This is a genomic window from Deinococcus pimensis DSM 21231, assembly GCF_000519345.1.
Lineage (GTDB): Bacteria > Deinococcota > Deinococci > Deinococcales > Deinococcaceae > Deinococcus_A > Deinococcus_A pimensis.
This window is the reverse complement of sequence record NZ_KI912677.1, coordinates 70,556-82,422: the sequence shown is the minus strand read 5'-3', so window position 1 is coordinate 82,422 and position 11,867 is coordinate 70,556. Positions and strand designations below refer to the sequence as shown.

Below are 11,867 nucleotides of genomic sequence, written 5' to 3'. Positions count from 1 at the left end.
CGGTGGGGCTGGTCCAGGTGGGCCAGGGGGTGGGGGTGGCGTAGGGGTTGCTGGGGTCGATCTGCGCGGGTGCGCTCCACGGGTAGCTCCGACCCCCCGCGTACGGGTTCTCCTCCCCGGACGGTTGCGGAGCGGGCGCGCCGCAGCTCCACAGGGCGAGGCTGAGCGCGATTCCTGGCAGCAGCAATGAGGGTCGGCGTTTGCCGCTCGTGTTCATCGGGGTCCTCCAGCGGAAGGTGACGGGTAAGGGGGAGTGAATGCGTTCATGCGATGACGGCGTGAATCGACGTGATTCCAGGGTGCCCATGAAGCCGTCAATACTTCGCTTCAGTCGGGCCACGCGCGCTTGAGGCAACCTTCACGCCCTGATCGCCGGGCGAGCGGGGGAGGCATCGGGCACCTCCGATGGGGCCGTGGCGTCCGACCGACAGGGGTGCGAACGAATGATTTCTTCGTGCAGGAGCGCGTTTATGTTTCATTAGCGGCGCTTCGATCAGGCTGGGCGTATCGAGACCGGTACCGGACCCGCCCGTGACGGCCTCCGGCACGGCCGCGCCCGCCGATCCCCGCCTCTCCCGCGCGCACCACGCGGGGCGATGTTTCCGAAGGAGTTCCCCCTGTGCGAAAGTCCTCTCCGGTCGTGCCAGGCCAGATTCCCCTGCCGCACGTCCTGCTCCTCACGCTCCTCGCGGCCCTCGTGAGCGTCACCGTGCCCGTCAGTCCGCTCGCGGCGATCGCCCTCGCGGTCGTCACGCTCGGGCTCGGCGTCGTGCTGACGCTGCGCCGCCAGCTCCCGACGCTCGCGCTCGGCCTGCTCGGCCTGACCCTGCTGGGGTACGCCACGCTGGGCCGCGGATTCGCGTACGTCGGCGTCGCGCCGCTGTTCATCGGGGAGATCACGCTCGCGCTGTGCCTCGCCGCCACGGTCCTCGCGACACGCTGGACGGCGCTGCTGCGCTCGCCCGTCGTGCTGCTGCTGCTCGCGTACATGGCGGTGGGCGCCGCCGCCACCGTGCCCTACGTGGGCCGCTACGGTCTCGACGCGCTGCGTGACGCGGCGCTCTGGTACTACGCCCTGTTCGCGGTGCTCGTCGCGGCCCTGCTGCTGCAGCGCGGCCTCGTCGTGGAGGCCGCGCGCCGCTACGCCCGGCTCGTGCCGCTGTTCCTGATCTGGATGCCGATCGCGGTGGTCATCGACCAGGTCGCGCGCGGCGTCATCCCGCCCTTCCCGGGCTCCAGCGTGAGCCTGCTCGACGTGAAGGGCGGCGACGTGGCCGTACACCTCGCGGTGGTGGCGGGCCTGCTCGTCCTGGGGCTCGGGCCGCGGCTGTACCCGCGTCTGGTGGGTCACGGACGCGAGTGGCTGTGGTGGGTGCTGTGGCTCGCGGCGGCGGCGATTCCGGTGTTCCGCGTGCGCGCCGGCCTCATCGCGATCGCGGCGGCGCTGCTGCTGATCGTGCTGCTGCGTCCGGGGAGCCGCTGGGGCAAGCCCTTCGCGGTGGTGTCCCTGACGGTCTTCCTGTTCTTCGCGTCGGGCATCAGCCTGTCGTTCGGCAGCAGCCGCTACGTCATCTCGGCGGACACGCTGCTGCTCAACCTGCGCAGCATCACCGGCAGCACCGGCAACGAGGCGCGCGACGGTTCCCGCCGCTGGCGTCTGCAGTGGTGGAACGACATCACGGACTACACGGTGCACGGTCCGTACTTCTGGACCGGCAAGGGCTACGGAGTCAACCTCGCCGACGCCGACGGCTTCCAGGTGTACGACGACGGGTCGCTGCGCAGCCCGCACAGCGTGCACTACAACGTCCTCGCGCGTTCGGGCGTGCCCGGGCTGGTCGTGTGGGCGGCGCTGCAGCTCACGTTCGCCCTGAGCCTGCTCGTCGCGTACTTCCGGGCGTCGTCGCGGGGTCAGGACCTGTGGGCGCGGCTGAACCTGTGGGTGCTCGCGTCCTGGCTGGCCTTCATGGTCAACGCGTCCTTCGACGTGTTCCTGGAAGGGCCACAGGGCGGCATCTGGTTCTGGTCGCTGTTCGGGTTCGGCGTCGCGCTCCTCGAAGCCCAGCGGCGCGAGGCGCGCTCCCCCCGCGCGGCCCTTCCCGCCGCGGGGAGGGCCGCGTGAAGGGTCGTCCACGCGTGATGCACGTCGTGGCGAAACTGCACCTCGGCGGCTCCGAGGTCGTCGCGCTGTCCCTCGCGGAGGCGCTGCGGCACCAGATGGACTTCAGCTTCTTCTCGGTCCTCGGCGTCGAGGACGACGAGGTGGGCCGCTCCCTGCGCGAACGGCTGGACCGCGCGGAGATTCCGCTGTTCACCGGCACGCCCCTCGACATGAAGCTTGGCGGCATGCTGCACGGCGGGTGGAGGCTGCGTCAGGTGCTGCGCCGGGTCCGTCCCGATGTGGTGCACCTGCACACCGACGTCCCCGACGCGACGTACGCGGCGAGCACGCTGTTCGCGTTCGGCGACGCGCCCGAGGCCGTCGTGCGGACGGTGCACAACACGACCCTGTGGCCGGTGTGGCGGCGCGTCGGGGTGTTCTCCGAGTGGCGGCTGGAGCGGGCCTGGACGGTCGGCGTGAACGCCGCGAGCCTCGCGGCCCTGCACGACTTCCGTTCGCGGCACGGGCTGCCGCGGCTGCCCGACGCGCAGTGCGAGGTGATCGTCAACGGCGTCGCGGCGCCGCCGCTCACGCGGACCCAGCGGCGGCCCGGCCCGACGAGGGTGCTGTTCGCCGGTCGACTGGAGCCGCAGAAGGGCACGGACCTGCTGCCGCGCATCATCGAGCGCGCCCGGCAGCTCACCTCTGCCGACGCGGAGGTCACCATCGCGGGTACGGGCTCGCAGGAGCCGCTCCTGCGCTCCTGGCTGGAGGGCGCCGCCCCGGGGGGCTGGCCCGTGAGTCTCACGCCGCCCATCGTGGGTCTGTCGGAACGGCTCGCGGACTACGACGTGCTGCTGATGCCGTCACGGCACGAGGGGCTCGCGCTGACCTGCATCGAGGCGGTCCTGGCGGGCGTGCCCGTCCTCGTCGCCGACATCGACGGGCTGCGTGACGTCTTCCCCATGGGCGCGCCCCTGTCGGCGCCCTCCGGGGACGTGGAGGCCTTCGCCCGCCGCCTCGCCGGGGTGGTGGAGGACCCCGCGCGGTACCGCGCGGCGGCCCTCGACCTCGTGGAGTCCGCGCGGACGCGCTTCGGGGTGGACCGCATGGCGCGCGACTACCTCGGGGTGTACCGCTCGCTGCTCGCTCCCGCGCCGGTGGAGGTGATCGCGTGAACGTGCTCGTGGTGCACAACTTCTATCAGCAGAGCGGCGGTGAGGACCAGGTGTTCGAGGCGGAGGTGAGCCAGCTGCGCCGTTCCGGGCTCAACGTCTCGACGTACACCGTCAGCAACGAGGCGATCGACGACGCGGGCAAGCTTCGGGTGGCCGCGCAGACGGTATGGAATCCGCAGTCGGCCCGCGCGCTCGCGAAGATCGTGCGGTCCGACGAGATCGACGTGGTGCACTTCCACAACACCTTCCCTCTGATCTCTCCCGCCGCGTACGCCGCCGTGCGGTCCGAGGGCGCGGCGGTCGTGCAGACGCTTCACAACTACCGGCTGGTGTGCGCCAACGGGCTGCTCTTCCGCGACGGGCACGTCTGCGAGGACTGCGTCGGGCGCTTCCTGCCCACGCCCGCGATCCGGCACGCCTGCTACCGCGACAGTCGGGCGGGTTCGGCGGTCGTCGCGACGATGCTCGCGACGCACCGGGCGCTCGGCACGTACCGCCGTGACGTCGACATGTACCTCACCCTCACGGACTTCGCGCGTGCCAAGCTGATCGAGAGCGGGCTGCCCGCTGACCGCATGCTGGTCAAGCCGAACTTCCTCTCCGACGATCCGGGGGTCGGAACGGGCGACGGCGGGTACGCCCTCTTCGTGGGACGCCTGTCGCCCGAGAAGGGCCTCGACACGCTCCTGGCCGCCTGGCGCCGCCTCGGTCAGGACCTGCCCCTCAGGATCGTCGGGGACGGTCCGCTGGAGGAGGACGTCCGCCGCGCCGCACTGGAGGTGCCCGGCGTCACGCTGCTGGGAAGGCAGCAGCGTGCGGGTGTCCTGGAGCTGATGAAGGGCGCCCGGCTCCTGGTCTTCCCGTCCGAGTGCTACGAGACGTTCGGCATGACCGTCGTGGAGGCCTTCGCGGCGGGCCTTCCCGTCGTCGCGAGCGACATCGGATCGGCCGGCTCCCTCGTCGATCCCGGCGTGACGGGCCTGAGGTTCCGTTCCGGCGACGCCGACGACCTCGTCCGGCAGGTCCACGCGCTCCTCGGGGACGCGGACGCTCACGCCCGGATGCGCCGCGAGGCCCGCCGGACCTTCGAGACGCTCTATACGCCCGAGGTGGGCGTGCGAAAGCTTCGCGACGTGTACGAGCAGGTCGTCTCTTCCCGAGGCAGGCGGCTCGGGCGCGTCCCGCACGCCACCACCTGATCCCGGGCCGCCGGGAGGTGGGGTGCGACCCGTCGTGCCGCACCCCACCTCCGCGGAACCCTAGGAGGTTCACCCATGACAGACCGTTCCCTTCCGCCTCGACGTCGAGGCCGCGTTTCCTCCATTCCCGCCGCGCTCGTCACGCTCGCCACCCTGCTGAGCGCCTGCGGCGGGCCCACCTCGCCGTCCGCTTCTCCCACGTCGTCCTCGGTCCTCCGTCTCAACCTGGGCGGACCGACGCAGAAGGTCGGCTCCTCCACCTGGCTCGGCTGCGGGACGCCCGGAACCTGCCCGGTCACCCTGGAGGGCGGCGCCGCGTGGTCCGCCGTGCTCGACGTGGCGGGCGCGCTGGTGCCCGCGAGCGTCTCGCTCTACCAGTCGGAGTGGACCGCGCCGTCCTTCGCGCTGCACGTGCCCGTTCCGGACGGTTCGTACGTCGTGCGTCTGCACTTCGCGGACCTCACCGCGACGTCCGTGGGGCAGCGGGTCTTCGACGTGAACGTCGAGGGAACGGCGGCCCTGAAGGACCTCGATGTCGTCCGCGAGGCGGGCGGCACGCGCCGCGCCCTGGAGCGCGACGTGACCACCGAGGTGCGCGACGGGCGGCTCGATCTGGAGTTCGTCGGCCGGATCGGGAACGCGCTGGTGAACGCCGTGGAGATCCTGCCCGCCGCCGAGGTGCCGGGTTCGGCGGGTGTGTCGGTCGGCCCGTCGGAACTCGTGCTGAGCGCGACGAAGGACACCGTGAGCCCGCAGCGCGAGGTTCTGCTCGCCAACGAGAGCGCGGCTCCCCTGACGGTCCGGAGTGTGCGCGTCGAGGGCGCGGACGCGGCGGCGTTCACCCTCGTGGACGCGCCGACCACGCCGCTGGTGCTGGGTCCGGGCGAGCGGCGCTCGGTCCGGGTGTCGTTCTCGCCGGGCGGCCGTACGGGCGCACTGAGCGCCTCGGTGAACGTCACCACGGACGGCGGGGCCGCGCCCGCGGGCGTGAACCTCTACGGGCTGAGCGCGTCCGGCTACGAGGGCGACCTGGAGCCGCCCCTGCAGCAGATCGCGTCGACCCTCGGGTACGCGCTGAACGTGGGCACGTCGGACCTGCTGCTCGGGACGGGCGCCGCGCCCATCGGGGACGAGGTGCGCGCGTGGTCGTTCCGTCGGGCGGGACCGGGGCCCGTGACGGTGCGGCCGGTGGCGCGCTACTCGCCCGAGGACGAGCTCGCCTTCGGGTACTACACGGGTGGGACGCAGCCCGTGAAGACGAAGCTGGGCGCCATCGCGCGCGGCGGCTTCCAGACCCTGCTGCCGTCCGTCACGGCGGGCTCGCGCGACGCCTTCGACCCCGGGGACGCGGTGTTCGGGTTCTACGCCGGACCGACGTCCTACGCGCCCCGCGACACGTTCACCGACGATCGGCTCAACACCGGACCCCTCGCGCACGCGGTCCGGGTGTATCCCGTGCGGGACCGTTCGGGGCAGGTGATCGCGAACCAGTACCTCCTCGCGATGGAACCGGCCGCCAACGGTGACTACAACGACTACGTGTTCGTGATCGGCAACGTCACGCCCGCGCAGTAGGCAACGAGAAGCGCGCTCCCGCCAGGGCGGGAGCGCGCTTCCGTCTCTTGTTCAGGCGGCGCGTGCTGAGGGCGCGGCCCCTTCGCGGGCGGAGAGGAGAAGTTCGCGGTCGAGCGCGGTGAGCCGCTCACGCGCCTGGTTGAGCGTGAGCCTGCCCTGCTCGTAGTCGAGGAGGATCTGCTCGCGGATGGCCAGTTTTCGGGTTCGGGTCACGGAGTACCTCCTGCCCTACAGCCTAGGCGGGCATGTGTGAGGGGTCCGTGATCGCGAGTGCCGCTCGGAATGCTTCAGGACGCGGCGGGCGTCCGCGTGGGCGTGACGTTGATCCGCCAGAAGCGCACGGTGCGTTCCAGCAGGACCTTGAGTTCGTCGAGACCGCTGGGCTTGCGCAGGAAGGCGTTCGCGCCGAGCGAGTACGCGAGGTGCACGTCCCGCTCCTCGCGGGACGTGGTGAAGACCACCACGGGCGTGCGGTTCAGGTCGCTCGCGGCGCGCATCTCCATCAGGAGGTCGCGCCCGCCCATGCCCGGCATCTTCCAGTCGAGGAGGGTCAGGAAGGGCAGCGGAAGGCGGGCCGCGGCCCGTCCACGCAGCCAGGCCAGCGCGTCCTCGGCGCGGGTGAAGCCCACGACCTCCACGTCCGGAAGGACGGCGTCGGTGGCGACGAGCGCGAGTTCGAGATCCTCGACGCTGTCGTCCACCAGCAGGACGGGCGCGTGCCTGTACATACCTTCATTCTACTCACCTCACCTGTGCCTTTGATGACGGTCCCGCCGATTCATTCTCATGTGGTTCGCAGGCCCGGCCCGGGCCAGCCGCTAGCCTGAGGGCGATGAGACGCGTCCTCCTCCACCTCCTGCTCACGCCGGCGGCGCTTCTTCCGTGCGGCGCGCTCGCCCACGGCGACGACGCACCCACCGACCTGCGCGGCACTCGTCCCTGCCTCTCTGCGAATTCCGTGAAGGTCACCTACGAGGGCGCCACGACGGACCGTCAGAAGAGCGTGCGGAGCGCCGTCCAGCGAGACACCGCCGCCGCCCTCCGGTCCGCCCTGAAGGCGGGCGGCGTCCCCACCGTGACCCGCGACCGCTGCGCGCCCGGGGAGCCCACCGTCACGCTCGCCGTCAGCGTCCGCTACCTCGACCCGGCCCGCTACGTCGGCTTCGGCGACCCCGCCTACTCCTACGAACTGAGGCTCCTGGTGACGCGCGGCGCCAGCCCCAGACCCGCCCCCGCGCGCTTCGTCGCGGGCTACGCCGACATTCACTCCGAGGCCCGCGAGAAACGCCCCTTCGAGACCGCCCTGCGCGTCTGGACGAAGGAGCTCGGCGGGGACCTCGCGCAGGCCTGGAAGAAGGACAACGCCCCCGGCAAGCGCTGAGGGTCCGGTCACGTGACGCCGCCCGTCCCGCGGGCAGCGTCACTCCCGGCCGGACACCGCGTCCCCGTCGACCGGGCGGTACCCGCGCACGTAGTCCACGACGGCCGTCCGGGGCCACGGCCGCGCCGCGGCGCCCGGGGTGAGCTGCGTCGGCAGCTCGTACAGGCTGAGCATGAACTGCATCTCGTACTGCGGCGACTGATGGATCGTCCGGACGTGAACGTCGTCCACGAAGAACTCCAGACGGTCCGGCTTCCAGTCCACCGCGTAGGTGTGGAAGTGTGACGCGTCGAACGCGTACGTGTCCACGTGGAACTCCTCCCGCAGGGAAGGATCCCTCCAGGGGTGCACGCCGGACCGCACGACCGTCGAGTCCGGCGTGAGGTCCTGCCCGAACAACTCGCAGACACAGATCTCGCCGGACTCCTCGGGGCGCTCCTCGAAGCCGATCATCCACAGCGCCACCATGTAACCGGGGATGGGAACGGCACGCAGCCTCGTCTCGAAGAAGCCGAAGCGCGGCGTGTACAGCCGCAGCGGAGCCTGCGCCTCCCGGACCCGCAGATCCGGGTGGAAGCGGTGCTGCCCGTCGCTGCTCCCGACCCCACCGGAACGGCGGCCCGTCTGCAGGGTGGACGTACGCAACTGCCCGTCGATCTCGGGCAGCCAGGGCTGCTGATCCTGCTCGATGTGCAGGTGCAGACCCTTCCCCGGCAGGGAGAAGCGCGCCCGCGCCCGTTCCTGCCCGCTCCAGTGCGGCAGGTAGAAGGGCAGCCACCGCGCCTCGTCCAGGACCGCCGTGTCGAACTGCTCGTCGAACTCCAGACGGTAGCCCTCCCGGTCCGCCGTGTTCGGGGGCGCGTCCCCCTGCCGGGCCTCGCCGTCAACGGGCATGAGGCACGCTCGCGCGCAGCACGCGCGCGTTCCCGCCGTCGGCGCTCAATGTGTACTCGCCCGCGTCTCCGCGCACGACGACGGTCCCGCGCTCCGCGAGCCGGACCTCGCCTCGCGCGTGCGTCACGGTGACCGTCCCCTGCGCCACGGTCAGCACGTGGAAGGACCGCCCGGCGGTGTCCCCGCCCAGGGGCGTCCCGACGAGGTCGAGCACGTCCAGCTCGAAGTACGGGCAGACCGCCGTCGACCGTACGCCCGTCACGTCCGGCGCTTCGTCCGGCACGCGGACCGCGCGGCCCTCCGGGTCCGTCACCGCGACGGACTCGTCGAGGTGCAGCCGCCGTCCCGCCGACGCGGGACGATCCCAGTCGTACACGCGGTACGTGGTGTCGCTCGACTGCTGCACCTCGTACAGCAGCATCCCCGGGCCCAGCGCGTGCAGCGTGCCCGCTGGGATGAACACCGTGTCGCCCGCCGAGACCGTCTGTCGCTGGGCCACGTCCAGCACCCTGCCCCCACGGATCGCGCCTTCGAGCGCGGCGGCGCTCACGCCCTCACGGACCCCGGCGAGGATCGTGGCGCCCTCCTCCACGTCCAGGAAGTACCACGCCTCCGTCTTGCCGAACTCGTCCTCGCCGACCAGCCGACGCGCCTGCTCGTCGTTCGGGTGGACCTGCACGGACAGCCAGTCCGCGCAGTCCAGAAGCTTGACCAGCAGCGGAAAGCGCGCGCCGTGACGCGCCGCGACGTCCGTGCCGAGCACCCCGGTCGGGTCCTCCCGCGTGAGCTCCGCCAGGGTCCGCGTGGCGTGAGGGCCGCTCGCCACGCGGCTGTCGTCGTGCACGATCCACGCCTCCCCGACGGGAGGCGTGGAGGGCCGCAGGCGCTGCCCACCCCAGACACGTTCGTGAAAGGCGGGCGTGAGGGTCAGGAAGGGCGTGTGAACGTCACTCATCCCCTCATGATGGCCCACGCGGGGCGCGCCCGTCCCGCACGAACCCTTGACTCAACGGCTCGCCCGCCTCACGGCGGGTCGCGCCTCGACTCAACGGCTCGCCCGGCTTGCAGCGGGTCGCGCCTCGACTCAACGGCTCGCCCGGCTTCCGCCGGGTCGCGCCTCGACTCAACGGCTCGCCCGGCTTCCGCCGGGTCGCGCCTCGACTCAACGGCTCGCCCGGCTTCCGCCGGGTCGCGCCTCGACTCAACGGCTCGTCGGCGTGGGCGGCTGGGGCGGCGTGCCGGGCGCGAGGGTCACCGTCACCGTCTGCGTCTGTCCCGCGCGGTTCAGGGTGAGGGTCACGCGGTCCCCGGCGCGCTTCCCGAAGAGGTACTCGCGCAGGTCCGCCGAGGACTCGACCGCGCGGCCGTCCGCCGCCGTGATGACGTCCCCGCCGAAGAACACCGCCCCGATGGGCGTGGCGACGCGTGTGCCGCCGCCGCGAATCCCGGCCTGCGCGGCGGGTCCGCCCTGCTGCACCTGTGATACGAGCGCGCCCGTCTTCGGCAGTTTGTACTGCGTGCGGGCCTGCTCGGTGAGGTCCGTCAGATCGAAGGGCGCGAGCGTCACGCCGATGACGGGACCCACGATCGTCTCGCCCGCCTGCAGCCGCGTCAGCAGGCCCTTGGCGACGTTGATGGGGATCGCGAAGCCGACGCCCGCGCTCTGCCCGACGCCGCTCGCGCCGCCCGCCGGGGAGAGGATCTGCGTGTTGATGCCGATCACGCGGCCCTGCGAGTCCAGCAGGGGACCGCCCGAGTTGCCGGGGTTGATGGCGGCGTCCGTCTGGATGGCGTTCTGCGAGATCTGACGCACACCCGTCGGGATGGTGCGCTCCACGGCGGAGATGATGCCGGTCGTCGCGCTGAACTGCAGGCCGAAGGGCGCGCCGAGCGCGATGGTCGTCTGCCCGACGCGCAGGGCGCTGCTGTCCCCGAGCGTGAGGGGCCGCGCGAGGTTGGCGGGGACGCCCTCCACGCGGATGAGCGCGAGGTCGTAGTCGGGCGCGGTGCCGACGACGCGGGCCGTGTACTCCTTCGGGTCGCCGCGCAGGTTCACGGTGACGCGCGTGGCGCCCTCCACGACGTGGTAGTTCGTGAGGGCGTAGCCCTGCGCGTTCACGAAGAAGCCGCTGCCGCTCGCCTGATCGCCCTGGGAGCGCGGGTCGGCGAAGATGGGGCTGGAGAAGGTGCCCTGCTCGGTGCTCGGCGTGGTGACGTTGATGTAGAGCACGCTGCCGAGCGCCCGGTCGATGGTGTCGACGACGGCGCGCTCCTGCGCGGGGAGCGCGGGGGCGGCGGGCGTGGTCGTCTGCGCGCTCGCGAGCGGCGCGCAGACGGCGAGCAGGACGGTCAGGGCGAGCGTTCTGGTCATGCGTCTCCTCCTGGGCGGTGGCCGCGCTGGGCGCTCGGCACCGTCCGCATCTTCGTTCCGGCGTGTCGGGCGGGAAGGGTGAACGTGATGAACCCGGGGTTGAGCGATCGCGAACAGGTTCTGAACAAGTGAACTCAGCCTGCTTTCCCGAATACCTGAAAACTTCTTTTCCTGAACTCAGTCGGTGACGCCGCGCCCACGAACGTGGGATCGGCGCGTCACCACGCTCATCCGTCCGTCGCCCTCCATGCAGGCGAGCCGCACCTCGGAGATGTCCGTGACCCCCTGCTCGCGCAGCAGGCTCTCGAGTTCCGTCACCGTGACGAGCTCACGGCGCATGTTGCGCCGCAGCATCCGCCCGTCGCGCACGAGCGGCAGGGGCGGCGGGTGAACCAGGCGCTCCATCAGGGGGAAGCGGTAGCCGAGGTAGTTCAGGGTGTAGCTCCAGAACAGGATCGTCGCGACGAGCACGACGCCGTCCGGAATGGAGCGGTACTCGCCCGCGATGGCGTTCTGCGCCGCGTCCGCGATGAGCACCACCACGAGCACGTCCGTCATGCCGAGTCCGCTGGACTCGCGTTTCAGCACGACGCGCAGCATCAGGAACAGCGCGAGGTACATCACCGTGCCCCGCACGATCACCTCCAGCAGGGGACGGTCGGGTACGAACATCTCCGTCCAGTTCACCTCGTGTCACCACCTCCGGCTCAGGCTAGGCCGCCGAGGTGAAGTCCCGTGGCGCCCGCCGGGAGGTGGGCTTCAAGAAACGTTTCCTTCCGGTGGCCGTCACGCACCTCACGGTCGTGAGGGCGGGGGTGCGCCATCCTTGGAGCGTGAATCACGCCTACGCCGACGGCAGTCAGCAGGGCGAACTGGGCGGCTGGGGCGTGGTGATGCTCGTCCCCGGGCAGCCGGACGCGCACCACAGCGGTCTCGCCAGCGTCAACGACAACGGAGCCTGCGAGCTCGTCGCGGTGCTCGAGGCCGTGCGGCGCGCCCCGCCCGGTCAGCCCCTCACGGTGCACACGGACGCCACGAGCGTCGTGCAGGCCGTGCGGCGCGGGACGCGTCACCCCGATCAGACCGAGCTGGGCGCGGAGGTGCGCCGCCTGGCGCAGGAGCGCGGCATCGAGCTGCGCGTCTCCACGTTGCGGCGTGACGCGCGCCG

Annotated in this window: 13 protein-coding genes; 6 read left to right on the top strand and 7 right to left on the bottom strand. The window is 71.7% G+C overall.

Going from position 1 to position 11,867, the window contains the following annotated elements; all coding sequences use genetic code 11:
* Window positions 1–217 (bottom strand): hypothetical protein (locus DEIPI_RS40695; protein ID WP_169737227.1); only part of this gene is annotated, 217 nt, incomplete at its 3' end.
* A 402-nt stretch (window positions 218–619) separates the two neighbouring features.
* Here DEIPI_RS40695 and DEIPI_RS0126295 point away from each other — a divergent pair.
* The 4 genes from DEIPI_RS0126295 (at window position 620) to DEIPI_RS34870 (ending at window position 6,053) form a co-directional block, all read left to right on the top strand.
* The gene (locus tag DEIPI_RS0126295; protein ID WP_245588652.1) at window positions 620–2,122 is read left to right on the top strand and encodes an O-antigen ligase family protein; all 1,503 of its coding nucleotides are present in this window, start codon (window positions 620–622) and stop codon (window positions 2,120–2,122) included.
* Window positions 2,119–3,279 carry a glycosyltransferase family 4 protein gene (locus DEIPI_RS0126290; RefSeq protein WP_027483750.1) on the top strand — a complete coding sequence of 387 codons (1,161 nt, stop codon included), beginning with the start codon at window positions 2,119–2,121 and terminating at the stop codon, window positions 3,277–3,279. Before DEIPI_RS0126295 ends, DEIPI_RS0126290 begins: the two co-directional genes overlap by 4 nt.
* Window positions 3,276–4,478, top strand: coding sequence for a glycosyltransferase family 4 protein (locus tag DEIPI_RS0126285; protein ID WP_045235243.1), 1,203 nt, complete (start codon window positions 3,276–3,278; stop codon window positions 4,476–4,478). Before DEIPI_RS0126290 ends, DEIPI_RS0126285 begins: the two co-directional genes overlap by 4 nt.
* 75 nt (window positions 4,479–4,553) lie before the next feature.
* Window positions 4,554–6,053 (top strand): malectin domain-containing carbohydrate-binding protein, encoded by a 1,500-nt coding sequence (locus DEIPI_RS34870; RefSeq protein WP_052352047.1) that lies wholly within the window; start codon window positions 4,554–4,556, stop codon window positions 6,051–6,053.
* A gap of 51 nt (window positions 6,054–6,104) precedes the next feature.
* On the opposite strand, the gene DEIPI_RS38505 is transcribed toward DEIPI_RS34870, so the two are convergent.
* Entirely contained in the window at window positions 6,105–6,266 is a 162-nt protein-coding gene (locus tag DEIPI_RS38505; RefSeq protein ID WP_157464133.1) for a hypothetical protein, read from the bottom strand.
* A 74-nt stretch (window positions 6,267–6,340) separates the two neighbouring features.
* The gene (locus DEIPI_RS34865) at window positions 6,341–6,781 is read right to left on the bottom strand and encodes a response regulator (protein WP_052352046.1); all 441 of its coding nucleotides are present in this window, start codon (window positions 6,779–6,781) and stop codon (window positions 6,341–6,343) included.
* 104 nt (window positions 6,782–6,885) lie between these two features.
* On the opposite strand from DEIPI_RS34865, the gene DEIPI_RS0126265 reads away from it, so the two are divergent.
* Complete coding sequence (locus DEIPI_RS0126265) at window positions 6,886–7,434, top strand: hypothetical protein (protein ID WP_045235242.1); 549 nt, start codon at window positions 6,886–6,888, stop codon at window positions 7,432–7,434.
* A 39-nt stretch (window positions 7,435–7,473) separates the two neighbouring features.
* Here the strand turns inward: DEIPI_RS0126265 and DEIPI_RS34860 are convergent, their stop codons facing one another.
* The 4 genes from DEIPI_RS34860 to DEIPI_RS0126245 form a co-directional block, all read right to left on the bottom strand.
* The gene (locus tag DEIPI_RS34860) at window positions 7,474–8,328 is read right to left on the bottom strand and encodes a glycoside hydrolase family 16 protein (RefSeq protein ID WP_084475029.1); all 855 of its coding nucleotides are present in this window, start codon (window positions 8,326–8,328) and stop codon (window positions 7,474–7,476) included.
* Window positions 8,318–9,283 carry a type I phosphomannose isomerase catalytic subunit gene (locus tag DEIPI_RS0126255; protein WP_027483747.1) on the bottom strand — a complete coding sequence of 322 codons (966 nt, stop codon included), beginning with the start codon at window positions 9,281–9,283 and terminating at the stop codon, window positions 8,318–8,320. Before DEIPI_RS0126255 ends, DEIPI_RS34860 begins: the two co-directional genes overlap by 11 nt.
* 246 nt (window positions 9,284–9,529) lie before the next feature.
* Window positions 9,530–10,699, bottom strand: a complete 1,170-nt coding sequence (locus DEIPI_RS0126250) for a S1C family serine protease (protein WP_027483746.1) — start codon at window positions 10,697–10,699, stop codon at window positions 9,530–9,532.
* Between the two features lie 177 nt (window positions 10,700–10,876).
* The gene (locus DEIPI_RS0126245) at window positions 10,877–11,386 is read right to left on the bottom strand and encodes a DUF421 domain-containing protein (RefSeq protein ID WP_027483745.1); all 510 of its coding nucleotides are present in this window, start codon (window positions 11,384–11,386) and stop codon (window positions 10,877–10,879) included.
* Between the two features lie 38 nt (window positions 11,387–11,424).
* Between DEIPI_RS0126245 and DEIPI_RS34855 the strand changes: the two genes are divergently transcribed.
* Window positions 11,425–11,867: RNase H family protein (locus DEIPI_RS34855; RefSeq protein WP_342667538.1), on the top strand; the 443-nt coding region annotated here is incomplete at its 3' end.

What these genes read in the sequence shown, in the direction of transcription:
- DEIPI_RS34870 (WP_052352047.1), top strand. Translation starts at nt 4,554, where the DNA reads ATGACAGACCGTTCCCTTCCGCCTCGACGTCGAGGCCGCGTTTCCTCC.
- DEIPI_RS0126250 (WP_027483746.1), bottom strand. Translation starts at nt 10,699, where the DNA reads ATGACCAGAACGCTCGCCCTGACCGTCCTGCTCGCCGTCTGCGCGCCG.
- DEIPI_RS0126265 (WP_045235242.1), top strand. Translation starts at nt 6,886, where the DNA reads ATGAGACGCGTCCTCCTCCACCTCCTGCTCACGCCGGCGGCGCTTCTT.
- DEIPI_RS0126255 (WP_027483747.1), bottom strand. Translation starts at nt 9,283, where the DNA reads ATGAGTGACGTTCACACGCCCTTCCTGACCCTCACGCCCGCCTTTCAC.
- DEIPI_RS34865 (WP_052352046.1), bottom strand. Translation starts at nt 6,781, where the DNA reads ATGTACAGGCACGCGCCCGTCCTGCTGGTGGACGACAGCGTCGAGGAT.
- DEIPI_RS34860 (WP_084475029.1), bottom strand. Translation starts at nt 8,328, where the DNA reads ATGCCCGTTGACGGCGAGGCCCGGCAGGGGGACGCGCCCCCGAACACG.